At 42.2% G+C, this 24,654-nt stretch carries 24 protein-coding genes; 7 read left to right on the forward strand and 17 right to left on the reverse strand.

The features are described from left to right. Positions 1-45: 45 nt before the first annotated feature. From QZ995_RS15065 to QZ995_RS15085, 5 genes are all read right to left on the reverse strand, one after another. Entirely contained in the window at positions 46-645 is a 600-nt protein-coding gene (locus QZ995_RS15065; RefSeq protein ID WP_301808397.1) for a DUF4269 domain-containing protein, read from the reverse strand. A gap of 163 nt (positions 646-808) precedes the next feature. Further along, positions 809-1,705 carry an EamA family transporter gene (locus tag QZ995_RS15070; RefSeq protein WP_301808399.1) on the reverse strand — a complete coding sequence of 299 codons (897 nt, stop codon included), beginning with the start codon at positions 1,703-1,705 and terminating at the stop codon, positions 809-811. A gap of 329 nt (positions 1,706-2,034) precedes the next feature. Then, positions 2,035-4,041 carry a transketolase gene (gene tkt / locus QZ995_RS15075; protein ID WP_301808403.1) on the reverse strand — a complete coding sequence of 669 codons (2,007 nt, stop codon included), beginning with the start codon at positions 4,039-4,041 and terminating at the stop codon, positions 2,035-2,037. Between the two features lie 189 nt (positions 4,042-4,230). After that, positions 4,231-4,440 (reverse strand): YqgQ family protein, encoded by a 210-nt coding sequence (locus QZ995_RS15080; RefSeq protein ID WP_301808405.1) that lies wholly within the window; start codon positions 4,438-4,440, stop codon positions 4,231-4,233. Next, positions 4,441-4,836, reverse strand: a complete 396-nt coding sequence (locus QZ995_RS15085; RefSeq protein WP_301808407.1) for a hypothetical protein — start codon at positions 4,834-4,836, stop codon at positions 4,441-4,443. It lies immediately after the preceding gene. A gap of 154 nt (positions 4,837-4,990) precedes the next feature. Here QZ995_RS15085 and QZ995_RS15090 point away from each other — a divergent pair, with 154 nt between their 5' ends. Together QZ995_RS15090 and QZ995_RS15095 are read left to right on the forward strand one after the other, a co-directional pair. Beyond that, positions 4,991-6,187, forward strand: a complete 1,197-nt coding sequence (locus QZ995_RS15090) for an MFS transporter (RefSeq protein WP_301808410.1) — start codon at positions 4,991-4,993, stop codon at positions 6,185-6,187. Positions 6,188-6,356: 169 nt separating this feature from the next. Further along, positions 6,357-7,388 (forward strand): DUF418 domain-containing protein, encoded by a 1,032-nt coding sequence (locus tag QZ995_RS15095; RefSeq protein ID WP_301808413.1) that lies wholly within the window; start codon positions 6,357-6,359, stop codon positions 7,386-7,388. Between the two features lie 52 nt (positions 7,389-7,440). Here the strand turns inward: QZ995_RS15095 and QZ995_RS15100 are convergent, their stop codons facing one another. After that, positions 7,441-8,262 carry a stalk domain-containing protein gene (locus tag QZ995_RS15100; RefSeq protein ID WP_301808416.1) on the reverse strand — a complete coding sequence of 274 codons (822 nt, stop codon included), beginning with the start codon at positions 8,260-8,262 and terminating at the stop codon, positions 7,441-7,443. A gap of 305 nt (positions 8,263-8,567) precedes the next feature. On the opposite strand from QZ995_RS15100, the gene QZ995_RS15105 reads away from it, so the two are divergent. Beyond that, complete coding sequence (locus tag QZ995_RS15105) at positions 8,568-9,329, forward strand: DUF3050 domain-containing protein (protein WP_301808419.1); 762 nt, start codon at positions 8,568-8,570, stop codon at positions 9,327-9,329. A 133-nt stretch (positions 9,330-9,462) separates the two neighbouring features. On the opposite strand, the gene QZ995_RS15110 is transcribed toward QZ995_RS15105, so the two are convergent. The 5 genes from QZ995_RS15110 to QZ995_RS15130 form a co-directional block, all read right to left on the reverse strand. Continuing rightward, a complete protein-coding gene (locus QZ995_RS15110) occupies positions 9,463-10,329 on the reverse strand; it encodes an ABC transporter ATP-binding protein (protein ID WP_301808421.1) in 867 nt (288 codons plus the stop codon). A 173-nt stretch (positions 10,330-10,502) separates the two neighbouring features. Continuing rightward, a complete protein-coding gene (locus QZ995_RS15115; protein ID WP_064017268.1) occupies positions 10,503-11,129 on the reverse strand; it encodes a YitT family protein in 627 nt (208 codons plus the stop codon). Positions 11,130-11,478: 349 nt separating this feature from the next. After that, a complete protein-coding gene (locus QZ995_RS15120; protein ID WP_301808426.1) occupies positions 11,479-11,607 on the reverse strand; it encodes a hypothetical protein in 129 nt (42 codons plus the stop codon). Between the two features lie 57 nt (positions 11,608-11,664). Beyond that, positions 11,665-11,928: a hypothetical protein gene (locus QZ995_RS15125; protein WP_301808429.1), complete on the reverse strand. Its 264-nt coding sequence runs from the start codon at positions 11,926-11,928 to the stop codon at positions 11,665-11,667. Between the two features lie 425 nt (positions 11,929-12,353). Then, complete coding sequence (locus QZ995_RS15130; RefSeq protein WP_301808431.1) at positions 12,354-12,776, reverse strand: hypothetical protein; 423 nt, start codon at positions 12,774-12,776, stop codon at positions 12,354-12,356. A gap of 345 nt (positions 12,777-13,121) precedes the next feature. On the opposite strand from QZ995_RS15130, the gene QZ995_RS15135 reads away from it, so the two are divergent. Continuing rightward, positions 13,122-14,237: an FUSC family protein gene (locus QZ995_RS15135; RefSeq protein ID WP_301808433.1), complete on the forward strand. Its 1,116-nt coding sequence runs from the start codon at positions 13,122-13,124 to the stop codon at positions 14,235-14,237. 302 nt (positions 14,238-14,539) lie between these two features. Here QZ995_RS15135 and QZ995_RS15140 read toward each other — a convergent pair whose 3' ends face one another. Then, positions 14,540-15,385 carry an inositol monophosphatase family protein gene (locus QZ995_RS15140; protein WP_437124741.1) on the reverse strand — a complete coding sequence of 282 codons (846 nt, stop codon included), beginning with the start codon at positions 15,383-15,385 and terminating at the stop codon, positions 14,540-14,542. A 166-nt stretch (positions 15,386-15,551) separates the two neighbouring features. Here QZ995_RS15140 and QZ995_RS15145 point away from each other — a divergent pair, with 166 nt between their 5' ends. Further along, entirely contained in the window at positions 15,552-15,845 is a 294-nt protein-coding gene (locus QZ995_RS15145; RefSeq protein WP_301808438.1) for a hypothetical protein, read from the forward strand. Positions 15,846-15,888: 43 nt separating this feature from the next. Here the strand turns inward: QZ995_RS15145 and QZ995_RS15150 are convergent, their stop codons facing one another. The 3 genes from QZ995_RS15150 to hppD all read right to left on the reverse strand — a co-directional run bounded on the left by QZ995_RS15150 (position 15,889) and on the right by hppD (position 19,893). Continuing rightward, positions 15,889-16,101: a CstA-like transporter-associated (seleno)protein gene (locus QZ995_RS15150; RefSeq protein WP_031413057.1), complete on the reverse strand. Its 213-nt coding sequence runs from the start codon at positions 16,099-16,101 to the stop codon at positions 15,889-15,891. A gap of 387 nt (positions 16,102-16,488) precedes the next feature. Beyond that, complete coding sequence (locus QZ995_RS15155) at positions 16,489-18,573, reverse strand: carbon starvation CstA family protein (protein ID WP_301808442.1); 2,085 nt, start codon at positions 18,571-18,573, stop codon at positions 16,489-16,491. Positions 18,574-18,801: 228 nt separating this feature from the next. After that, positions 18,802-19,893, reverse strand: a complete 1,092-nt coding sequence (gene hppD / locus QZ995_RS15160; RefSeq protein WP_301808443.1) for a 4-hydroxyphenylpyruvate dioxygenase — start codon at positions 19,891-19,893, stop codon at positions 18,802-18,804. A 186-nt stretch (positions 19,894-20,079) separates the two neighbouring features. Between hppD and QZ995_RS15165 the strand changes: the two genes are divergently transcribed. Both QZ995_RS15165 and QZ995_RS15170 read left to right on the forward strand, forming a co-directional pair. Beyond that, positions 20,080-20,778, forward strand: a complete 699-nt coding sequence (locus QZ995_RS15165) for a class I SAM-dependent methyltransferase (RefSeq protein ID WP_301808445.1) — start codon at positions 20,080-20,082, stop codon at positions 20,776-20,778. Between the two features lie 31 nt (positions 20,779-20,809). Next, positions 20,810-21,589: an AIR synthase related protein gene (locus QZ995_RS15170; protein ID WP_301808446.1), complete on the forward strand. Its 780-nt coding sequence runs from the start codon at positions 20,810-20,812 to the stop codon at positions 21,587-21,589. A gap of 199 nt (positions 21,590-21,788) precedes the next feature. Here the strand turns inward: QZ995_RS15170 and QZ995_RS15175 are convergent, their stop codons facing one another. After that, positions 21,789-23,414: a DHA2 family efflux MFS transporter permease subunit gene (locus tag QZ995_RS15175; protein WP_301808449.1), complete on the reverse strand. Its 1,626-nt coding sequence runs from the start codon at positions 23,412-23,414 to the stop codon at positions 21,789-21,791. Positions 23,415-23,426: 12 nt separating this feature from the next. Beyond that, entirely contained in the window at positions 23,427-24,647 is a 1,221-nt protein-coding gene (locus QZ995_RS15180; protein WP_301808450.1) for an efflux RND transporter periplasmic adaptor subunit, read from the reverse strand. Positions 24,648-24,654: the final 7 nt, after the last annotated feature.

Below are 24,654 nucleotides of genomic sequence, written 5' to 3' on the forward strand. Positions count from 1 at the left end.
ACGATTAAGTCAAAAAAAAGTTTCTGACCCGAAACAATGCAGCATCTAATTAGAACTGCCCTCGGTTCTTTTTGATGGGTGTATGAGCTTAAGCAGTTGGCTGTCTGTGCAGTCGTAAAGCTCTAGCACCCGCTCATAGGGATCATCCCCACCCAGTTGAAAATAGTGAACAAAAGCCGGCTCCGTCTTATATCCCTGTTCCTTTAAAAGCCGAATATCAGCACGTGCCGAGTCCTTTGCCAAATGCAGCAGCCGTTCTTCAACAATCATATGTCGATATGCATTCTGCTGTCGTACAGGTATCGATTGACCAAAGATTTCAATGGGCCACTCTTGATAAGAGAACGATAGAACGATGGCTCTTCCTCCTCGTAGTTCATCTACAAACTCCAGTTGAAAATCTGCACAACCTCCATACGCCTTTACAACCTGCTGTGTAAACTGATCCAGATCGGAATCATCCACCTGACAAACAATGTCGAGATCACTTGTCGCTATCTCAATTCCAAGTGGAATCGTTCCTGTCAGTATGGGATCGTAGGAAGACAACTGTTTAAACAAATCAAGCTCCTGTAACACAATAAATGCTTGCTTTTGCCGTTTAGTGCCTGTTTGTAAATAATCTGGCTTGTCTAGATGTATCATGTATATTCACCTGCTTTCCAAAATTGAACCACAGATACAAAACAGCCACTCTACCATGATAGTATAAAGTGGCTGCTTTGCACCAAACAATTCCTGCCAAAAGAATTTCGTTTAGAGGTTCGTTTAGCTGAAAAAAGCTATGGAATATATAAACTATTTGCTGTTAATGAACAGCAGCTTTTGCCTGCCGTGTCTGTTGCTTATTCAGCATCAAGGGAGGTATAGCGATTCCGAATAAAATCAGCAGAATACCACTCCATTGGAGCGTGCTTACATGTTCTCCTAATACGGTTACAGAGGCAATCACTGCGGCTGGAAGTTCTGCTGCACCAAGAATCGTCCCCAATCCGGAGCCAACCTTTGGTACTCCTATTGAGAAAAAGACAACGGGAATAATTATACCTAGTGAAGACAGCGCCAATCCATACATCCACAGCCCCTGCCCTAAAGCTCCATCCACTAGGAAGGATGGGGAAAACACCGTAAATACAACAATCACAGCCGTTGTAACCATAGTTAAGCTTTTTGTAAACACGGGAACATCCAAGCCCAATCGACCACTCGCAAAAATATAGAGTGCAAATGTCACCGCCGATAATAAACCATATAGGATACCAGCTAACGAAAGGGATTCAAATCCCCGCTCTAGTAATCCTCCTGCAAGAGCTGTTCCCGTAAGCAATACAACGATGGAAAATATCTTTTCCTTGCTGGGTCTTTTCCGATCCACGATAGCTTCTAATAGGACGCCAATCCACGTAAACTGAAATAATAGGACTACCGCAATCGAAGCAGGTAATTCGGCTACAGACAAATTATAAAAGATGGTGGTACCACTTAATGCAAATCCGCCTACTATCAATTGTAAAATAGAGCGTACGGACACACGCTTTCTATTAAACAGCAATGTCAGAAGAATTAACAGTAACCATCCAATAAAAAATTGACTTCCTACTAGCTGGCTTACCTGAAAGCCTTCCTTCATACCCAGCTTAATAATGGTTGACAATCCTCCATAGCTGCAGGCCCCTAAAAAAACCAACAGAGCATACTTAAGCATTTTTGTTGCCTTCCTTTCTGCTTACATCGATTTTTGAAAACACAAAACCCCCCATCCAACGGATAGGGGGCGAACGAAAAAAAGAAATGCATATCTGACCATCTCTTTTGAAAATTTCGCCACTTACATGTAGTCATACAAGCAAGTTTCTCATCATTGTAATTAAAAAGTTTCTCACTTATTTTAAGAAGAGCAGAAATAAAAGTCAATGATAAAAGATGCGAAAACCGGATAAAAGCGCTCAAGCTTTTATGTCTATAGGGGAAAAATCATGTCTAAAGCCTCCTCTGCTAAAAAGAGAGGAGGCTTTCGTACACGTGGTGAAATTCTTATTTTACTAAGCTTTGTGCTGTTTTCACGACATTTTCAACAGTAAAGCCGTATTCTTTCATGATAATATCGCCAGGAGCAGAAGCACCAAATTGGTTAATAGCAATAATGGCTCCATGCTCACCTGTGTAACGCTCCCAACCTAGTGGAGAACCCATCTCTACGCCAACGCGTGCTTTAACGTGCGGAGGAATAACAGAGTCACGGTACTCTTTAGATTGACGCTCAAACAGATTAAAGCTAGGCATGCTAACGACACGTGTTGGAATGCCGTCTGCTTCTAGTTTTTCACGAGCTTCCATGCACAGAGATACCTCGGAGCCCGTAGCAATCAATACAACCTGAGGTTCACCATCAGATGCCTCTTTTAGAACATAAGCACCTTTCGCTAAACCTTCGCGAGCCAAATCTTTGGTCTCTTGGTAGATAGGCAGGTTTTGACGAGTTAAAGCTAGTACAATAGGCTCATCTTTGCTCATAGCCGCATAACGCCAAGCCTCGTTTGTTTCATGCGCATCAGCAGGGCGCAAAACAGTAAGGTTCGGCATAGCACGGAAGGCAGCCAGATGCTCAATCGGCTCATGAGTTGGTCCATCTTCCCCAACTGCAATAGAGTCATGAGTAAATACATATGTGGTAGGCAGCTTCATAAGAGCAGATAGACGCACTGCCGGGCGAACATAGTCGGAGAAGACGAAGAACGTACCGCCGAAAGCTTTTACTCCACCATGCAGCATCATTCCATTTAGAGCCGCTCCCATCGCAAATTCACGAACACCAAACCAAAGATTGCGACCCTCATAAGAACCCGGCAAGAAGTCTTTAGCACCTTTAATTAAAGTGTTGTTGGAGTGCGCCAAGTCAGCGGAGCCACCAATTAAGTTAGGCATACGTTTTGCCAATGCATTAATTGCATTACCGGAAGCCGCGCGAGTCGCTAGCTTACTGCCAATCTCATAAGTTGGTAGATCAGCATCAAAGTCTTTGGATACCTCTCCATTACTTGCTTGTTTAAATTGTGCAGCTAGTTCCGGATAAGCTTTTTCATAAGCTGATAGCAGCTCGTTCCATTCCGCTTCCTTCTTTTGACCTGCCTCTACTAGAGTAGCGTAGTACTCTTTTACCTCTTGTGGCACGTGGAATGCTTCATGCTCCCATGCATACGCTTGTTTTGTTAAAACAACCTCATCGGCACCAAGTGGAGCACCGTGGCTGGCACTGCTACCGCCTTTATTTGGAGAACCGAAACCAATTGTTGTTTTCACTTCAATCAGTGTTGGACGCTCCAAATCTGTACGTGCTTCAGCCAAAGCCTTTTCGATAGCATCCACATTGTTTCCATCTTCTACACGGATATATTGCCAGCCGTACGCTTTGTAACGTGCAGCTACGTCTTCCGTGAAGGATTGGCTTAGATCGCCATCTAGACAAATATCATTAGAATCATAAAGAACAATCATTTTACCTAGTTTAAGATGAGCAGCTAGAGAAGAAGCTTCAGAAGAAACGCCTTCCATCAAGTCTCCATCTCCACAGATAACATATGTAAAATGATTAATTAGCTCATAGTTATCTTTGTTGTATGTTGCGGCCAAATGTCTCTCAGCCATCGCCATACCAACAGCCATCGCAATTCCTTGTCCCAATGGGCCTGTTGTTGCATCTACACCAGGAGTGTGGCCGAATTCAGGGTGACCAGGCGTTTTGCTTCCCCATTGGCGGAAGTTGCGCAAATCATCCATGCTTACGCCATAATCCATGAGATGTAGCATAGAGTACAACAGCATAGAACCGTGACCAGCAGATAATACAAAGCGATCACGATCAATCCATGACGGATTTTTCGGGCTTACTTTCATAAAACGGCTCCACAACACGTGTGCCATAGGCGCTGATCCCATTGGCATTCCTGGATGTCCAGAATTCGCCTTTTCAATAGCATCGATTGATAGTGTACGAATAGTATTGATTGCCAATTGATCTACATTCATTTGTTGAGTAGTCATTACGGTTAATTCCCCCCTACAAGTAACTGCAGTGTGATTATAACATAGGAAAAGCTAATAGAGTAAAAGCGCTTTACAAAAACAGAGTATTTTCTATGAAACGTAACAATTCCCTATCATGACATGCTAGGTTAGTGTGTTTCATAACTTGCTTTTTTATGAGAAGAAACCGCGTTCTACGCCTTACTTTCACTGAGTTTTATCAGCATACATTCTTTTACGCTTATCAATCTCTTTCATCGCTAGAGAAAACTCTTCTTTATCAATGACCTTAGATGTCAGTAGATCGCGTATCTCATCTTCAATCATCAACCAATCACCCAGCGGAGCTCCGGTATAAATCATGATTTGAAAACGCCGCAAAAACTCAGGAAGATTAAACGTATTTCTATCGCTCATTTATTTCCCTCCCAAATCAGCTTCCATTTCTCGGCATACCGCTTCAAAGTCAAACTCGACAAGGAAGCCAGTAATGACAACAATTTTCGCCTGTGGGTAATTACTTCTCCACTGTTCCTCTTCTCCCTCTTTTATGCCTACCAGGTACAGAGGCTGCTTTTGCACATGTTCAAGATCTTGACATTCTTCCAGTAAAGCAGGTAGACGGTCTTCCAATCCAGAGACATTGATCACAAGTACGGACTGAGTAATTTCCCCTGCTTTCAACTGCTCTTCTATCATTTGAAGTGACTTCTTAGTAGGTACCGTTGCATTCATAATAGGAAAATAATCTAACAGCTCGTCCAACCAATGATCCTCTTCTGCTGCGAGATAATATAACATCTTACTGGCCATTTCATTCATTCTCCTTTTGCCTTACTTCCAAGTGCTTTCATTATAACATGTCAACTGCATCAGACCCCAGTTCTCACCTTGACTTCTTTCCCTCCATTTCGTATGGTGGAGAGTAGCTTGAACTTTTTTATTGTACAGAAAAGAGGTTTTTCCTGTGGAAAAGAAACATCTCTTCCTTCTCTTTAGCATTATCTTTTTAATGATGCTTGGCTTTGGAATTATTATCCCTATCTTGCCTTTTTTCGTTACGGAAATTGGTGCGACTACAACGCAATTGGGGATATTATCTGCCAGCTATAATATCATGCAATTTATATTTGCTCCCATCTGGGGACGCTTATCGGATCGCTATGGACGAAAGCCTTTTATCCTTTTAGCCCTATTTGGATTTTCTGCCAGCTTTATTCTATTTGGATTTTCAACCAGCTATTACGAAATGCTGTTTTACCGTGTACTTGCTGGGATTACTTCCGCTGCGGGTATCCCAACCATCACAGCAATGGTAGCTGATATTTTTCCTCCAAAGGAACGGGCAAAGGGAATGGGGATTGTAGGAGCAGGTGTAGGTTTGAGCTTCGTATTCGGCCCAGCGCTCGGCGGTATCCTAGGAGACGTTAGCTTGTCACTGCCATTCTTCGTTTCAGGAGGCCTAGCTTTTATTACATTGGTTTTTACCTGGATTTTACTTCCAGAGAGCTTACCTAAGGAAAAGCGCGGTAAATACCTTAAGAAAAAGCCTCTCAGTTCATTGGGAGCCATTTTTAGTAACCTTGGATTATTGTATCAGATCATGCTGGTTACATCGCTTGCTTTTGCAGCGATGGAGACGGTCTTTGCTTTATACATATCATATGAATTCAATCTGACCTCCAAGGACATGGGCTATATGTTTCTTATCATGGGCTTAATCTCTGCTAGTTTACAGGGCGGGATTGGCAAATTAGTAAAACGATTTGGTGAATCAAAATTGCTAGCTACAGGAATATTCTTTTATGTCCTAGGATTCTTCTGTGTATTACTAGCTTCTACGTTCCTAGAATTTGCACTCACCCTTTGCTTATTTGGTCTGGGTCAAGGTATGATGCGAACCACCAACACCGCCATGATTTCACAACGTACGCCCGATGGACAAGGGGCTACTTCCGGGAACATGAGCGCCATGGATACCATGGGGAGAATTGCAGGTCCAATTTTAGCCGGGTGGCTCTTTACCTTCTCACATAGCTTGCCATTTATAATCAGCGGCATACTGTGCATCTGTCTTTTAGCGGTCTATTTAGGCAGAGTGCATCACCTGCCGGAACCAGAGCCAGAAACTGAGTCGGACGCGTATTCTCCTGCCTCTCAGTAACCGATTCATTTTCTGTATACATAAAAAAGGAACGAGCTGGGATGCACCAGTTGGTTCCTTTTTTGATGCTTACATACCTGTAAGCTTAGGGTAAGCTGGATCGATGTTACGAAACACTGCATTTCCTTATAGTAAATTAGAGATGACATCACATTAGTAGGAGTAAGTAATGAACGATTTCACACCAAAAGATCGGATCGATACCCTTGATTATCTGCGCGGATTTGCTCTGATGGGTATTCTTCTTGTTAATATCTTAACTTTAATGAAAGTACAGTCAGCCCCTGTTAGCAGTACAAATGCTTTTATTGAGCACATGCTTAACTTCACAGTAGAATCTCGGTTTTTTGCTATTTTCTCATTTTTATTTGGAGTAGGATTTTATATTTTTAAAAGCCGCTCTCAAGCAAAAGAGCACAAAAGCACATTGCTATTTATTCGGCGGTTGCTAGTCCTATTCGCGATTGGCTATCTTCATCAGCTATTGCAGCCGGGAGAAGCTTTATTCATCTATGCTATTTTTGGCTTTGTATTACTGCCTTTTTACCGTTTATCAGCCAAAAAAAATCTACTGCTTTCATTATTTCTGCTTATTCCTACCTCTATTTTGGGAGGAAAGGTTCTTGTTGTTTTCCCATTATTTTTGTTAGGGCTTGCTATCGGACAATACGGAGTCTTCCGAAATATCCCAGGATTTATGCCCAAAATAAAGCAATGGCAAATGGTTTCTCTCATTCTCACGGTAATCGGGCTTTCCGTCCAATATATGCTCTTGACAAAAACAGCTCCAACTGACTTCGATGACTCATATATTCATGCCTTGCACAATTACGGCCTGTGCATTGTCTTTGTTGGACTCGTGATGGCTGTATTCTATGTAACTACACTTATCCGCCTCCTACAGCAAACAACTGTTCAGAAATGGCTAGCTCCCTTAAAGTATTACGGCCGCATGGCTTTAACGAACTATATCGGGCAGACTCTGATCATTATCGCGTTGCGTGATTTATGTAATCTTTCAGGAAAGCTGGGCCATTTGCAAACTACGTTAATCTGTCTTGGGATTTATGCACTACAAATGCTAGTCAGCTACCTATGGCTGTCGGTTTTTACCATGGGTCCACTGGAATGGGGCTGGCGTGTGTTGACTTATGGAACATTGACACCGCTGATAAAACGCAACAGCAAAAACGCATCCTGAGCATTCGGATGCGTTTTCGACTATTATAAAGCTTCTCCTCAGACAACACACCTTACTTCCCTTTCTGAGGGGTGTTCTTTTCTCCTTCAAATAGCACGTTGCCTGTATCTACATCATAGAAAGTGACCGTTGTATAAGGCGGTGTACTGATCTTCCCCGCGACATAAGGATAGCTAATGACCATTGGATACATTTTATTTGCCTCTGGCTTGGTCTGTTTTACATATACTTTTAGCATTTCCCAGCTTTGTTCAGTATGATCCACAACTAAGCCATACCCAGGATTAGGAGCTTCTCCATAGGCAATCACATACAACTCACCCTGTTGATGAACCCCGCGTTCCCCTTTAACGCTTTCTATAAAAGCTTTCTGCTCCGCGCTTAATTGCTCTTCTGTCAGGGTTTGGAATGCAGAAGCAGGCTTCTCTCCCTGAACCACAGGTAAATTTGTAACCTGAATTTCATCTGTTTTGCCATCCCACTTTACATGTGCAGACAAGGATTCCATTGTCCAGCGCAGGGGAACATACACCTTGCCCTGATACAGCACAGCTCCCTGCTCTACCTTTTGTTCTTTTCCATTAACAATTACAGTAGATTTTTCAGTCTGAAATATCAGAGATTTTTGCTGAACCTTCAATTGATAGGCTCCTGCTTTTTCTGTAAGCTGACCGCCTGTTAGATTACTTAATTCCTGTAGGTTAATCATTGTTCGTTGGTTAACACTAATCAATGGTGAGTGCTTGATTACCTTCTGCTGATTTATCATAAGAGAAGTGGACACCGGTTTTACTGTTGCTTGAGCCATGCCTGGTATAGCTGAGCCTACAAGTGTAAGCCCCATTACGGCTGCTGCTGTCGTTTTTCGTAACATTTGTGATCAATCCCTTCGCTTTTTTTCGTCAGGTTACGCTATTATTACTTTGTTCATTTTTCTTATGCTACTTGTTTGACTTAAAGATTTCCCATAATGTTTCATTTTCTTCCCTACATCTTATTATCTTTTTTTCTCTTCATGCTGATATTACTATTTATCCACAATTATTACCAATCGGCTACATAAATAAGACAAATGAGTGACAATTGTCGCACTGCTATTTTGCCTATTTTTATTTATGCGATAATTATAGGTACGAAGAAGATTTTACCAACTAAGATCGATAACAAAGGAGTTTTCAAATGACAACACTTATGCCCATGCCACAGGTTGACGTGGTTCGCCAACAACTGATTTCTCATCCAATTTCGATTGCTATGCAAACACCGGAAAGCGTTCGCACCTTTATGGAACACCATGTGTTTGCTGTTTGGGATTTTATGAGTTTATTAAAACGTTTACAATTAGATGTAACTTGCACAAGTGTACCTTGGCTTCCTGCTCCTCATGCTGAATATGCTCGTTTCATTAATGAAATTGTACTCGGTGAAGAAACTGATGAAGATGGCAATGGCGGCTTTACCAGTCACTTTGAGCTGTACTTGCAGGCTATGAAGGAGGTAGAAGCTGATACATCTAAGATCGAACATTTTCTGGCGTTGCTGGAAAATGGCGCCTCTCCTGATGAAGCTCTGGCATTATGCAATGCTCCTGACAGTGTGCAGCGTTTTGTAAAGCAAACCCTTCACTTGGCTAAGGAGGGAGGAACCCACGAGGTTTGTGCTGCCTTTTTCTTTGGTCGTGAAGATATTATACCAGACATGTTTGAGGTACTAGTACAGGAGTTGACCTCCAAAGGAGAAGCTCCTGCTTGCCTGCTGTACTATCTAAATCGCCACATTGAGCTAGATGGAGATGAACATGGACCTTTAGCTGAAAAACTTCTAGCTTCCCTTTGTAAAGATGATGCTCAAAAATGGAAAGAAGCAGAAGAAACAGCTATTCAATCCCTTAACAGCCGCATCTCCTTATGGGATGGGGTTCTAGCAGATATTCAAAAATAATCCTGCTGGAGGGCTCGCACTCCCCTGTAATGGTGGTATGCAGATAATCCTTACTAAAAAGAGCTTGTCACCTCTTCACTTTTTCGAGGTAACAAGCTCTTTGCTTTTGATATTCTTCTGGTGATCTGCGGTGCTAACGAGCTACAGCCAAGGCCGCGCTCTCTTCATTTGAATCTAAAATGACACTATCCTTCTTTGGCTTACCAGTAACACTTCCTGAAGCCAATCCGTATGGAATGCATAGAGGAACACCACTGCGAGGGTCTGGAATAATGTCAGCTTCAATCCCAAATACATCCCACAGCATTTGATGCGTCATAACCTCAGCAGGGGTCCCCTGAGCCATTACTTTCCCTTTTTTAATAGCGATAACATGATCGGCATAACGAGTAGCATGGTTTAGATCGTGAACAACCATAACAATCGTACGTTTCTCTTCTGTATTTAACTTAGCTAGGAGTTGTAATACTTCTAATTGGTGAGCCATGTCAAGGAACGTGGTTGGTTCGTCCAAGAACAAAATATCCGTCTGCTGGGCTAACGCCATTGCAATCCATGCACGTTGACGCTGACCACCTGACAATTGGTCGACTCCTCTTGTAGCAAATTCAATGATACCGGTAACTTCCAGCGCCCATTGTACAATTTTTTTATCCTCTGGCGTCATGCTCCCCATCCCCTTTTGATGAGGGAAGCGTCCATAAGAAACCAATTCTTCTACAGTAAGTCCATCCGGAGCTACTGGATTTTGCGGCAGAATAGCTAAATCCTTGGCTACTTTGCGAGTATCCTGTTGGTGAATGGATTTACCATCTAAGAATACTCCACCTTTTTTTGGTTTCAACAGACGTGCCATCGTTTTTAGAATGGTAGACTTACCCGATCCATTTGCACCGACCAGAGCAATGATTTTTCCATCAGGTAACGATATGTTTAAGTCTTCCACAATGAGATTATCGTTATAGCCAATGTTTAACTGTTGTGTATGTAAGCGAACCATGATCATCTTCCTTTCGATGTCACGCAATAATATCCTGAATTATAATACCTTCCCTTAAAATGATATTGGTTCTCATTATCATTGTCAAACATTTTCTATAAAAAAACCAATTAACAGGGGCATTGTTAGCTGTCAAGCAGACTAACATTCACCTTATTAACTGGTTTTTTTCGTTACGCCGCACTGTGTGCCAGCTTCGTTTGTTTTTCTTTTGTACCATATTCATAGGTCCATGTAACCACTTTACCAGCGATTGAAACTGCTAGAAGTGTGTACAAGACTTGAGGTACCGGCAAGAAAAATAACGAAAGCAGTAACACAAGGACGTCAAATATTAATAAAACGGTACCTACTGACATACCCGTCCACTTACTTATGAATAGAGACAAAATATCGTCTCCACCTGTTGCCCCACCGAATCTAAGAACCAATCCTAGACCGAAGCCTGTGCTGATTCCAGATAATAAAACAGCGAGCAACATGGCATTGCTAAAGTCAAATACTAGCGGCGAAAAACGCTCACATAGCTCATAGAAAAAGGAAAAAGATGTCGCTGCTACAATGGTATTAATCAAAAACTTACGTCCCTTGATCATCATTGCAACTAAAATGACTGGAATGTCTAATGCTAGCATCGTAATAGACGGTGACCAATCAAAAGCGTATTTTCCAAGTAATGATAACCCCACAAATCCGCCTTCACTTAAATTATTCTGAAAGTTGATGTGGTAATAGCTAAAGGCCAATAAAAAAGTTCCCAGTAAAATCATGAAGGTTTGTTGGTATGGTTTTGTCCTCATCGAGGCTTCCCCTTTTCGTAGTTAGTTAGTCACTTTCTCCACTAACTACGAAGCAGGTCCTGACAGGATCGCTTGCTTGTATCATAAAGCATCTCTCTTTCGTAGTTAGTGTTCACAGGTCAAGAGTGGAACGCTCTAACTACTACGCTACGTATCTGAGAGATCAAACCGTTTCCAGATTGTCCTTCGCGGTAACATCACTATCCGATCCTTTCATTGTAAAGTTACATTTTCATTATAACATAAAAATCGCTTCATGAATCAAACAAGTGGTAATTTAGGCTCTTTTTTATATTTTTTCTACATGATTACGTACTTTAAAAAAGTGATACAGACAAGATAATTTGACCTAACATAAATTAACGAAAGGAATGGTAACGAAGCTGATAATTGTGAAACTAACGGTCGCCATCGCTCCTAAATCTTCCTCAGCCGCATATTTGGCGAATAACATGGTGGCTAGCGCCATTGTAGGCATTGCTGCCAACACCAAAGTGACTTGGCTAATCTCTGTCGCTAAGTGAAAGCTCCAAAGCTAACCAGCAAAACAATGACCTGGATACAAGAAAAGCTTACCAATCATAGACAAACTTAAAATTGGGAGTGTTTGTGCTGTTTGTTGTTTACGTACCAACAGATCGGGAATTAATAAACCAATGTACAGCATGGCTAAGGAAGCAGCTATAGAAGATAACATAGCAGTAAATGATTTAACTATCTCTGGAGGTTGCCATTCCATTAACGCCGAAAGCATCCCAACTGCAATAGCCAGCATTGGAATATTTACAATGCTCCTCATATTCTTCCATGTACATCCTCTATTTCCCTTTCAAAACCATAACACCGATTGTCCAGATCATCAGATCAAGACCAGCATCATAAGCAGCCGCAAGCAGCCCCCCTGTCGGCCCGAACAGCCCGACACATAAAGGAAGCCCGATAAATCCGGTATTGCCCAGTCCAGCAATAAAGGAAAATTCTTTTCCTTATTCATAGGCACCTTACATAGGACTGCAAAGAATGATGCATAGAACGGCTGCGTTGATAATAATGGTAATCAACAATTGGCGAGCATCATCAGTGGCTGGTTTCATTCGGACCAATCATTGCCCCTATTTCAATAATGACAGCCACCATACCCACACAATGGTGCAAGGGTCAAGCGAATTTCCCTTCTGTACAATACAATAGTATGGTGAAATTCTAAGATTATGCCTGTTGCTCCTATGACATTTGCCCGGGTTCTGTCTCCAGTAATAACCATTGCAAATCTTCATTCTCTTTTTGCTCGCAGGTTTGCAACAAATCCCCAAGTAAAGGAATGGCTTGTTCAAGTGAAATAGCCCAATCTGCTGGTACTGGCAGCCCTTCTCCTTCTACGGTGATAATTCTTCCCGTCACTTCCGCATCAACCTGCTTAGTGGTAAGTACATAATGACTGATGTCACGTGCATACTCTTTCCATTGAACTAAGACGTATCCTTCGTCACCGCCCGACACAACCAAATCAACATGGTCGCCATAGGCAGCATGCACCAACGTTCTCATTTTCCCATCCAAGCTCGCAATTTCTCGCAGCACCTCGTGCCAAGACACATGTTTTCTTTCTTCTTTGCGTTCGTCTGTGTACATGCGCCAATCGTTCAATCGCCTCGCCCCTTTATCAATTATGTTCAACCTTATAAAAGTAATTTTGTTCAAAATAATCCAACATCAATAACAGATATTATCTTCGGCTCTGCTTGTTTCATTTTAGACTGATTGTCAAAAGATATCCTTTATTTTAGCATATCGAAGCAAGCTCTCCTGTACAAAAATGCGAATACTGCACATGTTTGTAAATGTATTCGCTTTCATTTATGAATAATTGTGAAAAAAAGAACTTTATCGAAAATCTGTCAAAATTATAAGCTTTTGTATCAACATTTTTGGTTTACCATGATGGTTGTAACAAACACTAAAACAGCTTAGAAAAACAAGGAGGTGAGTTCCATGGTGCAGCGCAGTATGAATTGGTGCGCTCGCTTTGGTCTCACGTTTCATGTGTGTAAAACCGTCTTAGCATCCGGCTTGTCATTGCTGATCGCCTCATTATTGTTCGGCAATCATTTTGCCTACTTTGCTCCGCTTGCTGCGGTATTAACCATGCAACTTACCATTGCAGACACTCTGGAAAAGGGAATTTATCGTGTAATTGGCGTCATTGGCGGAGTTGTCTCTAGCATTATTATTCTTCCTTATTTTGAAAATGGAATACTAGGTCTTGTCCTTGTTCTATTGGTAGGTATGGGTACCGCTACCGCTTTACGCTTAAATCCACAAATTATTTCACAAATCGGTGTTAGTTCTGTGATGGTAATGACCTTTCAACAAATGCAAGGTTATTCGACTGGCAGGATTTTAGAAACCATTATCGGGGCAATCGTGGCTGTTTTCATTCAAATGATCATTCGACCAGAGAACTATGTTCCCACTGTTCAAAAGAAACATGCCGAATCTTGTAAGCAATTGGCACAGACATTAACAATAATGGCCACTGCACTAAATAATCACTCTGATAGTGCAACTACTCCGATTGTCGACCCCGCCTCCCTTTTAAAATGGAATAATGAACTGGAGGCTTCATTAAAGCATGCAAAGAAAAGTTTAAAATATAATGTATTTTGCCGGAAAGACCTTAACACGCTCTATTATCTGGAACAACAAATTGATTCCGTTCAAAAGATGTTGATCTCTATATGTAGTATCCTATACACTGCTCAGGAATTAAAATATCTCCCTACTCTTCGGCATACTCTTGACCAGCCTTTGCTTGATGCCAGTGCCGCCATTTCAACATATGGCGCCTTTGTTGCAAATCCGTCCCCAGAGGCTCATCAGGAGCTGCTGAATCTGTTATACAGAGTAAAACAACAACAATCTCAGCAGTTCATCACATCAATAGAAACAGCCGGCATCACCTGTTTACGAGAGGTTGGCTGCCTATACGCAGAGATAAATCGTATGATTGTTGAGATGGAATATTCCGCTCATGTATGGGAGTTATCCGCAGCTTCTAAAGACTGCGCTGAGGAGCGGGTGTCAACAAATTACGCATACAAAGGATAGTAGAAAAAAACCTTACCCCAAAAAGGGTAAGGCTTTTTTATTTCTGCAAACTACGTGTGATTAATCATCACAGAAACAGACCAATATTACAATAAGAATGATAATCCATAAAAAGCCGCCATTAAAGCCGAATATACCACCTCTTCTACCGCATCCCATGATCCTTCCTCCTTCTCACGGTCTAGTAGCGGAGAATGCATGGACTCACAAACTCCTGCTAGTACCCTATGAATTTCGGTCACATGATGCTTGGATAAGCGCATAGAAAAGTGAAAAAAAGGCAGATTGCTATGGAAAAATACCTATGTATGATCTTTTGCATCTTGCGCGGAACGAATCAGGTTCATGTTACTACGAATAAATTGTTGTAACTCTTCATAAAACGTCGGATTACATCCCATTACACTGCTTTTAGCATCGTATGGAAGCTCCTTGCCTTCCATTGTGGTAGCAGTACCGCCCGCTTCCTGAATAATAAGCTTGCCTGCTCCAAAATCCCATGGATTTAATTGCAAGCTGACGTAACCATCCAGTCGTCCTGCTGCTACGTAAGATAGCTCCAAGGCCGCGCTTCCTAACAAGCGCATACCCCGAACTTTACCCGCTAGCTCTTTGAAAATAACATCAATGCCTATCTGCTCAGCGCGTTTATTCCAAAACACACTTGTACAAAGTAAGGCTTCCTCTAATTTTACTTGACGGTGAATACGCAGCTGTCGATCATTTAAATAAGCCCCTCCACCTTTGGTTGCATAAAACAGCTCGTCACGCGATGGGTCATAAACAACACCAACAGCCGCTTCCCCTTTGTGATAAACGGCGATTGAAACAGAAAAATTAATTTGCTGATGAACAAAATTAGTTGTTCCATCAATAGGGTCAATGATCCACAGGGTATCATATTCAGAAGGAGCCATACCCTGAAAACGATTTTCCTCACCCAAAATGCCATGCTCAGGATATTTTTTAAGAATCATATCAATAACCATCTGCTCTACTTCTTCATCTACGGCCGTGACTAAGTCAGAGGCAGAGGTTTTATAGTTGACTGTATAGGGCTGATTCATTTTCTCCAAACTTAGCTTACCGGCTGTTTTGGCGCATGTGATCGCCAATTCTTTCCACTGTTCCAGTTCATTCGGTTGCAAAGATATCGCCACCCAACCCATCCAATTTTCTTTAGTGTATCATATTTCCCCTTCTCCTACACCTTCCATTCCTAAACAACGGCGATGAATAGTTTATCTATCATAAATGCTACACTAGTAATACTATCTCCATTTCGCGACATATTTAGAACGGAAGTGATTATACTTGACCTTTTTTGTATTGATAGTCGTACTATTTAGTAGCCTGAAAATAATGGATATGATAGGTGCGTATCGCTATCACATGGTTTACGAGGGACCTGAGTGGGAAGCATTTGAATTATATACGTTTTTACAACAGCAGGGCATTCGCTGTCGCATTCGTAATTCTGTAACCGCTACTTTGTTTGAAGATCACCATCTTTTTCCGAACAAAAGGCTCTCCTATGTAGAAGTCCTGCACAAGGATGAGACTCAGGCACATATCTTCCTGCGTTCTTTTTGGCATAAAAATAAATAGGGCCCGTGTAGCTCCTCCCTTTTGCTACATAGCCCTATTCCATTCAACAGCAGCGATTCACTTCACCGCTTTCATATTTGTTTTTTAAGGCGAAAAGATAAAATTCCTTCTCTGTCATCGGAAATATTCCAGGAGCTCCGTGTGTCGTATACCAATGCTCCAGATAACGATCGTAATCAGGCATGCCAAAAATCGTTTTAATGATGGAACGCACCTTTTTGAGTCGCCGTTTCCAGTATCTTATTTTCTTTCGCATCCTCACACACCTCACTTTTCCAACATAATATCCACAATTGACTGTCTTTCTTTTTTTATACAACGTAACTTTATAAAACATTTCTACTAATATCAAAATATTATTTTTAACTATATTTTTTAAAAGTTTCTTTGGGGAAACATGTAGATTTCTTTGTTGAGACTGTTTTATGATAGAGATTGAGCACTTTCTTAATTTTGTTGTCAGTCCGCTCTCTGTTCCTAAAGTGTAGAACTTTATCCCAAACTGCGTTAAAACGCACCCCTACAGTTCTCCTTCACAGCATTTTTTGAACAGTTCTGAAAGCGGACTGGCAACAAGCCTTTGAAGCTAAAAGCAAGCGAAAAACCAGCGCATGAACGGTTTTTCGCTTTTTTATTGGTCTCGCTAAACGATTAGATTCCCCTTATGATCACGTTTGGTTAGCACAAAAGGTTCCTCTTTTAGCTCGTATCTCTTACCATTCGCAATAGAGAGCCATAGACGTATTCCATCAACAATAATGGCTATTGTAATAAGCAAAAAGATCGCACAGACAATGGTATCTATCATATCATTAAAGATCATTTTCTCCGCTGCTTCGACAGATGTTACCCCTTTTGGCAACAGCCCTGACGCTAAATTCTCCTTGAAGTTGTTTGCATGCGCCCAAAATCCAATCGTAATATCATTAGAAAAAATCTTTTGCCAAGCCGCATACAAGGTGGCCGATGAAAGCCATGCCATTGGAAATAGCGTCACCCAAGCGTAGCGAGCCTTGCCCATTTTGATAATGAGCGTAGTACCAACTACAAAAGCAATTGCCGCCAGCATTTGGTTGGCAATACCGAAGAGTGGCCAAAGTGTTTTAATTCCGCCCAATGGATCAATAACCCCTTGATACAAAAAGTAGCCCCATCCTGCTGTCACAGCAGCAGACCCGATTAGATTGCCCGGCAGGTAGTCCATGCGCTTTAATTTTGGAAACACGTTACCCAGCATGTCCTGTACCATGAAACGGCCAACGCGTGTTCCAGCATCAATGGTAGTTAAGATAAACACCGCCTCAAACAGGATGGCAAAATGATACCAAAAGGCCATAAAGGCTTTTCCGCCGATAAAACCTGAAAAAATATGTGCCATTCCCAAAGCAAAGGAAGGGGCCCCTCCCGTTCGAGATAAAATACTGGTCTCTCCTACATCCTTGGCTGTTTCCGTTAATAGCTCCGGTGTGATTGGGAAGCCATACTGGTTGGTAATCGTAGCTGCCGCTGTTACCGCATCAGTTCCGATTGCTGATGCAGGTGCATTTACTGCAAAATACAAGCCTGGTGTTAATACGCAGGCTGCGATCATCGCCATAATCGCCACCATAGACTCAGTCAGCATTGCTCCATAGCCAATTAAAGGAGCGTCGCTTTCCTTGATAATCATTTTTGGCGTTGTGCCTGAAGCGACTAAGGCATGGAAGCCGGAGATGGCTCCGCAAGCGATCGTAATAAAGAGGAAAGGAAAAAGGTTACCGGTAAATACTGGCCCGGTACCATCAATAAATTTTGTTAAAGCCGGCATTTGTAGATTAGGTAATGTGAAAACAATTCCAATGGCTAGAAAAGCAATCGTACCAATTTTTAAAAAAGAACTGAGGTAATCGCGCGGGGCTAATAAGAACCATACCGGTAAAACAGAGGCGATAAAACCATAAATAATAATCATGATAGCAAGCTGCGTACCTTCATAATCAAACAAGGGGGCCCAGGTAGGCGATTCTGCCACTGCTTGCCCAAAATAAAGAGATGCAAACAACAGCACAATTCCGATAACAGAGGCCTCCAGCACTCTTCCCGGTCGGAAATAACGCATATACAACCCCATCAAAATAGCAATTGGTAGCGTCATGGCAATCGTAAAGGTTGCCCATGGAGAATGAGTAAGAGAATTAACAACAACAAGCGCCAATACCGCAATAAGAATAACCATAATAGCTAGTATTCCAATCATCGCAAGGACGCCCCCAATAGGTCCGATCTCTTCCTTAGCAATCTGACCTAATGATTTTCCATTGCGTCTCATCGATCCAAATAGAATGATAAAATCCTGCACCGCTCCCCCCAATACAACCCCTACAATAATCCAGATTGTACCGGGTAAATATCCCATTTGAGCTGCCAACGTAGGTCCTACTAACGGCCCTGCACCTGCAATGGCAGCAAAGTGATGTCCGTATAAAACCCACTTATTGGTTGGCACAAAATCCTTGCCATCATTATGTATTTCGGCAGGTGTGGCTCGTCTGTCGTCCAAGCCCATTATTTTACGGGCAATAAAACGGCTGTAAAACCGATAACCCACTGCATATGTACATAAAGCAGCCGTTAATAACCAAAAAGAGCTTACCTGTTCTCCCTTGGATAAAGCCAACGCTCCAAATCCAATGCCTCCTAATGCAGAAATGACTGTCCAAATGATTATGGAAAGTATCTTTCGCTTCATAAAAGTTCTCCTCCTTTCAGAATATAAGACACACAACAATAATCTAAATTATCTGATTTTTAACAAAATAAACAGAATCTTTATTTATGATACCTTACTTGCAGATAAGCTGAAAAGCTTTTTTTAGAAAAATATACATTTTTTTCAAAAAAGCTGATTATAAAAAAGGAAGCCACTTTTCCTATCGACATAAAAAGTGGCTTCCCTGCTTATTTGGTTATGGGATCGCTATAGATTTCCACGCAACTCCTGCTCCCGCTCCAGTGCTTCAAATAATGCTTTAAAGTTACCATTTCCAAAACCACGGCTACCTTTACGCTGGATAATCTCAAAGAATAATGTCGGACGATCTACTACAGGCTTACTAAACAATTGCAATAAGTAGCCTTCATCATCGCGATCCACTAAAATTTTTAGCTCTTTTAATTTCTCTATATCCTCTTCAATTGCCCCTACACGCTCTGCTAAATTTTCGTAATAGGTGTCCGGTACACTTAAGAAGTCAACCCCGTTTGCGGTTAATTGCGAAACGGTTGTCAAAATATCATTAGTCAATACAGCAATATGTTGAACCCCTGGTCCTTTGTTGAATTCCAGATATTCTTGGATTTGCGATTTGCGTTTTCCTTCCGCAGGCTCATTGATCGGAAATTTAATTCGCCCAGTACCGTTTTGCATAACCTTGGACATGAGTGCAGAGTATTCGGTAGAAATGTCATCGTCGCTGAAATTTTGGGAAGACGTAAAGCCCATAACTTTCTCATAGAATTCAACCCATTCATCCATAACCTCTACATTCCCTACGATATGATCGATGCCAATCAGACCTGTAGACTGACAGGCAAATGGAGCTTGATAAGGTTGGAAGCCTGGATAAAACACCCCTTTATAATCCTTCCGTTCAATAAAGGAATGGACTGTTTCTCCATAAGTAGCAATCGTTGCTTTTTTTACGGTTCCATGCTCATCGCTAAATTCCGTAGGCTCCATGATAGATGTAGCGCCACGGGAAATTGCTTCCCGGTAAGCCTTTTCACAATTTTCAACGCGAAGAGCAATGTCCTTAACTCCCTCTCCGTGTAGCTTAATGAAATCAGTAATCGGATGATCAGGCTCTAATGCTCCTGTCAACACCAAACGAATGTGATTTTGCTTTAATGCATAAGAGACTTGAGTGCGACTCCCTGTTTCCAAACCACGATAAGCATACGGCTCAAATCCAAATGCCTTTGCGTAATAGTACATTGCCTGTTTCGCATTTCCTACATACAACTCAACATAGTCCCAATCTTGAATAGGGAAAAAGTCTGTTACGCTCACACCGCTCAACCTCCGATTATTCTGAATTTTAAACCTATTTATTTGAGATTACATGGTCTGTTTTTTTCATGCAAGAATATGGAGTAACGCTTAAACGCTTTCATGCAGTATCAATAATAGTCTTCTGTCTATCTGCTCCAATCAGTTATGATAGGTAAAAGGATATTTGAAGGGAGCGAAGTGCGGATGCAGGAGTGGAATAGATTTGTTTCACAGCAATGGAATCAAATGGCAGGTGATTGGCATGAGCGTAGCAAGAGAATGTGGGAACAGGGCAGTCGGAAAACGATCCTACCTTTATTTACAGAGCTTCTTCCTTCCAGCAAAGGTCGAATACTGGATGCTGGCTGTGGAGATGGATATGCTAGCTTCAAGCTAGCCTCTGTAGGGTATGATGTAACAGGCTTGGATATTTCCTCAGAAATGATAGCCTATGCCACCAAAGAGGCCAAACAGCTTACCGATTCGATTTCTCTACAGTTTATGGAGGGAGATATTTCTGCTACGCCATATCCAGACCAATCCTTTGCAGGCATCCTATCAATTAACGCGATGGAGTTTACTTCCTCTCCCCTAATTGTCCTTCAAGAATTTCAACGCATCCTGCAGCCGGATGGATTGCTGCTACTGGGGGTATTGGGACCCACAGCAGGTCCGCGGGCACATAGCTATCCACGTTTGTATGGAAAAGCCACTATCCAGAACACGATTATGCCCTGGGAAGCAAAACAGCTAGCACAGGAGAATGGATTTTTTCTGCAAAAGGAATCACATGTGTATAAAGACGATTTTCCTCCTGTCCTCGCTCATTCCCTAAGCATGGAATTACGTGAAGCAGTCAGTTTTGTAACCTTGTTTGCCTTGCGCAAGCACCCAGATCTCTAAACAAATCATTCATTTTGTAAAGGAGCCAGCTATGCAAGTACCCTATCTCACAAATCCATTACACCATTTGCAAAAGGTACGTGATCTGACGCTGCTTCGGATCAATGAAGCACAAAGCATTGTTATCGCCTGCGATTCAGATGGCGGCATCGGCACCAAACCACAGGACATTGTCCAAATAGCACCCGATTTGTTAGGGCGGTTTGCTGTTCGTGTACCGCTTTTTGAATTGATTGCCTGTGGAGCCACTCCGTTTATGATATGCGATACGCTATCAGTAGAGCTCGAAGGCTACGGGGAAGAAATTCTCCGTGGAATCAAGGAATATGCGCAAGAAGCAGGCGTCACAGAGGATGTACAGTTTACAGGAAGTACGGAGGAAAACATTCCAACCACGCAAACAGGGATTGGTATAACCGTACTTGGGCTGGTTGAGCAATCTCAGTTTTCTCCGGGAACAGCCCTGCCTAAAGAAGCTATCATGTGTGCAGGTATTCCAAAAAGCGGCCCCAAGCACGAGGTTCGATTAAATGATCCCGAGATGCTTTCCCTAGCTGACTTAATCCAACTGCGTGCTCATCCCGGTGTTCATGATCTGTTGCCTGTTGGCTCAAAAGGAATCGCTTATGAAATGGAGCAGTTAGCTGCAAGTGCCTCGCTTACATATCGTCTCACCGCTCCTCTTCCTCTTGATTTGAAGCAATCTGGCGGCCCTTCTACTTGTGTAATTTTTTCAGCCGCAGTTGAGCTGCTTGAAGAATTTCGAAATCAATTACGTTGTCCTGTACATGTTTTAGCTATTCTTGAATAAAGTAAAAGGGACAGCGTGAAGGGCATTGCCTACTAAGTAAGAAAACAGCTCGTCCAACAAGTGCAGAGCAGTGGACTGTATTCATGGCAAGGGAGAGAACAGCTGCCTTCTATCTTTAGTTTAGAAGAAGCTGTTCTCTCTTTCTGTGCAAAAAAAGACCTCAGTTAGCGAAAACAAACTGAGGTAGCAAGTATTACATTTATCCTTCCACAGGTGAGGCAGTACCTGAGGTTTGAGGCGCTGCCCCTGCTGTTTTTTCAACAGGAACTCTTTTGGCCGCCACGAAATCATCTGGCACTTTTCGTTTTTTTAGAAAAAACAGCACCAATGGAATGCTCAAAAGAATTGGCAACGCAGATACCATAAAGGTGTCGGCAATCCCTCTCGTGAAGGCTTCTTTTTGAATCAAACCAGCTAGTATGGCAGAGGCGCCTCCCATTGAAGTAGCCGAGTCTACCCCACTTTGTGCATATACCCCTGATAGCATGCTCAGCATTTGATTTGCTGTATCGTTGGTCATTTGCACATTTTCACTGATCCGCACGGCATGGAAGGATTGCCGGTTACTCATCAGGGCTGTCAAAATAGCAATAGCAAAGGAGCCCATCACTTGGCGAATCAGATTAGATAACGAAGAAGCACGGCCAACCATAGATTTCTCGATGGCGTTCATCCCCACTGTTGAAAGTGGTGTCATACAGAGCCCCATTCCCAAGCCCCTAATGGTTAATAACACATCAATCCAACGATGGGGGGTATCCTGAGCTAAATTTTGGAGCTCGAAGGTGGTTATCCCCGCGAGAGTCAATCCAATTAATCCTAATGGAACAACACCGAATTTATCAAATAATTTACCGCCTAACGGCATCATTAATGCCATGGCAATTGACTGGGGCATCAATAAAATACCTGTTTGCATGGCAGATAAACCTTGGATATTCTGCATATACAACGGCATCATAAAAATACCACCGAACATTCCCATGGTAAGAAAACTAACAATCAACAAACTAAGTGAAAATGTTCCATTCTTTAAAATACGGAGCTCAATCAATGGTTGCTCAGTAGTTAGCTCTACATAGATCAATAACGTTAAGCTAGATACGGCCACAAATAATAGGCTGACGATGTACAATGATGTCCAACCCTCTGATTGTCCCTTTGATAAGGCTAGCAATAACGAAGCAAAACCAATGATAGATAAGATGGCCCCGGGAAAATCAAATTTTAAATCTTTTTTTAGTGGTGTTTCTTTTAAAATCATGCTACTCATAATTACCGCTAGAACCCCTATTGGCACACCCATGAAGAAGAGAAACCGCCAGTTGAAATATTCAATGACGTACCCGCTTAACGTAGGGCCGACAGCAGGAGCTACCATGGCTGAAATCCCCCATAAGCCAAGCGCTGTCCCTATTTGTTCCCGCGGCATAATCGTGTAGATGATTGACATCCCGATTGGCATAATGAAACCACCGCTTAGCCCTTGCACCACTCTGAAAAAAATCATGCTGCTATCATTCCATGAAAATCCACAAAACGTTGAGCTGATTGTAAAAAAAGCAAGTGAGGTTACGAATACCCGCTTATAACCAAACTTATCTCCAAGCGCACCGCTCATGGGAATCACAACCGCGGAAGCAAGCATATACCCTGTTAGCACCCATTGAATAGTGTCAGTGGTGGAACCAAATACAGCTACTAGTTTAGGCAGGGCAATGTTGATTAAGCTATTATTTAAAACGGCCACGAAAGTCCCCATTACAATAGCAGCCAACGCCAACCATTTATAAGAAGCGTTCTCCTTGTTGTTAGAAGCAGACAAATTGATCGCCTCCTAGTTTATTTGGACCTGACTACCATCATGCAGATCTGTAGCTGGTTGTGTAACAATCTGATCGTTAGCAGCAACACCTGATTTTGCATATAACCAATCAGAATTTTTCTCTGTTACTTCAACAGGAATCATGTGAACGGTATTTCCATCTACTTTATAAACAAATTTTTTACCATCCTGATCAATGACAGAGCTTTTCGGAATCTCTACCCCTGTAGCTACTTGAGCATCTGCGCCAAAATAGACCTCAGCAATCATTCCGGCTAATAACGAACCGTCATTTTTCACTCTGATTTTAACAGGGAAAGTCGTACTGTTTGCATCAGATACAGGGCTGATAAAATCAATGGTTCCTACCATTTTCTTATCCTTATTTACTACAACCTGTACCGTCTGTCCCTTTTTCAAATGATTTACTTGTTCTTGAGGAACACTCGCCTTTATTACTACTGTATCCATGTTGACGATGGTCATTAGCGGGATGCTAGGCGCTGCCATTTCCCCCGGCTCGATATTGCGAATCGCAATCATTCCATCGATTGGTGAAGTAATCGTTGAGTTAGATAATGTTGTCTTAGCTAAATCCAAACCTGCTTTTTGACGCGTTACATCCGCTTGCAGAGCTGCTATAGAATTGGAGGTTGCACCTGCTTTGGCTAAATCAAGCTGTGCTTTCGTTTGTTCATACCCTGATTTAGCTTGTTCTAATGCAAGCGATGCTTTATCTAAATCAGCTTGAGGCACAGCCCCTGTATCAAATAAAGCTTTCATGCGATCATAGGTTTTTTGAGCGACATCCCATCCCACTTTTGCTTGCTGTAAAGCGCTGTTTAGCCGGTCTAAATCCTGTTGACGTGCACCTGCCTTGGTATCATTTAATTTTGCTTGAGACGCTACAATGCCAGCTTCAGCTTGTCGTACTTGTTGTACTAGCTCAGCGTTTTCAAGAGTTGCTAACACCGTTCCCTTTTTGACTCGATCGCCCTCTTTTACGTTGACATTTGCTACTCGGCCGGACAATTTGGAAACCACCTGAACCTGCTGATCAGGTACAATTTTGCCTGATGCCATCAAGCCAGATGAATTCGTAGTAGCTACAACTTTCATCGTTTGTACAATGGGAGCATTCGCTGCTTCATTGTCGCTATTGTTGCTACAGCCACCGAGCAACAACGCCATTATGGCAAAAGTACCTGCTATCCCTTTTTGTCTTTTATTCATACTCTTC

The organism is Brevibacillus laterosporus (assembly GCF_030489605.1).
GTDB classification, from domain to species: Bacteria; Bacillota; Bacilli; order Brevibacillales; family Brevibacillaceae; genus Brevibacillus_B; species Brevibacillus_B laterosporus_E.

What these genes read in the sequence shown, in the direction of transcription:
- QZ995_RS15065 (WP_301808397.1), bottom strand. Translation starts at nt 645, where the DNA reads ATGATACATCTAGACAAGCCAGATTATTTACAAACAGGCACTAAACGG.
- QZ995_RS15070 (WP_301808399.1), bottom strand. Translation starts at nt 1,705, where the DNA reads ATGCTTAAGTATGCTCTGTTGGTTTTTTTAGGGGCCTGCAGCTATGGA.
- tkt (WP_301808403.1), bottom strand. Translation starts at nt 4,041, where the DNA reads ATGACTACTCAACAAATGAATGTAGATCAATTGGCAATCAATACTATT.
- QZ995_RS15080 (WP_301808405.1), bottom strand. Translation starts at nt 4,440, where the DNA reads ATGAGCGATAGAAATACGTTTAATCTTCCTGAGTTTTTGCGGCGTTTT.
- QZ995_RS15085 (WP_301808407.1), bottom strand. Translation starts at nt 4,836, where the DNA reads ATGGCCAGTAAGATGTTATATTATCTCGCAGCAGAAGAGGATCATTGG.
- QZ995_RS15095 (WP_301808413.1), top strand. Translation starts at nt 6,357, where the DNA reads ATGAACGATTTCACACCAAAAGATCGGATCGATACCCTTGATTATCTG.
- QZ995_RS15100 (WP_301808416.1), bottom strand. Translation starts at nt 8,262, where the DNA reads ATGTTACGAAAAACGACAGCAGCAGCCGTAATGGGGCTTACACTTGTA.
- QZ995_RS15105 (WP_301808419.1), top strand. Translation starts at nt 8,568, where the DNA reads ATGACAACACTTATGCCCATGCCACAGGTTGACGTGGTTCGCCAACAA.
- QZ995_RS15110 (WP_301808421.1), bottom strand. Translation starts at nt 10,329, where the DNA reads ATGGTTCGCTTACATACACAACAGTTAAACATTGGCTATAACGATAAT.
- QZ995_RS15115 (WP_064017268.1), bottom strand. Translation starts at nt 11,129, where the DNA reads ATGAGGACAAAACCATACCAACAAACCTTCATGATTTTACTGGGAACT.
- QZ995_RS15120 (WP_301808426.1), bottom strand. Translation starts at nt 11,607, where the DNA reads ATGCCTACAATGGCGCTAGCCACCATGTTATTCGCCAAATATGCGGCT.
- QZ995_RS15125 (WP_301808429.1), bottom strand. Translation starts at nt 11,928, where the DNA reads ATGAGGAGCATTGTAAATATTCCAATGCTGGCTATTGCAGTTGGGATG.
- QZ995_RS15135 (WP_301808433.1), top strand. Translation starts at nt 13,122, where the DNA reads ATGGTGCAGCGCAGTATGAATTGGTGCGCTCGCTTTGGTCTCACGTTT.
- QZ995_RS15150 (WP_031413057.1), bottom strand. Translation starts at nt 16,101, where the DNA reads ATGCGAAAGAAAATAAGATACTGGAAACGGCGACTCAAAAAGGTGCGT.
- QZ995_RS15155 (WP_301808442.1), bottom strand. Translation starts at nt 18,573, where the DNA reads ATGAAGCGAAAGATACTTTCCATAATCATTTGGACAGTCATTTCTGCA.
- QZ995_RS15165 (WP_301808445.1), top strand. Translation starts at nt 20,080, where the DNA reads ATGCAGGAGTGGAATAGATTTGTTTCACAGCAATGGAATCAAATGGCA.
- QZ995_RS15170 (WP_301808446.1), top strand. Translation starts at nt 20,810, where the DNA reads ATGCAAGTACCCTATCTCACAAATCCATTACACCATTTGCAAAAGGTA.
- QZ995_RS15180 (WP_301808450.1), bottom strand. Translation starts at nt 24,647, where the DNA reads ATGAATAAAAGACAAAAAGGGATAGCAGGTACTTTTGCCATAATGGCG.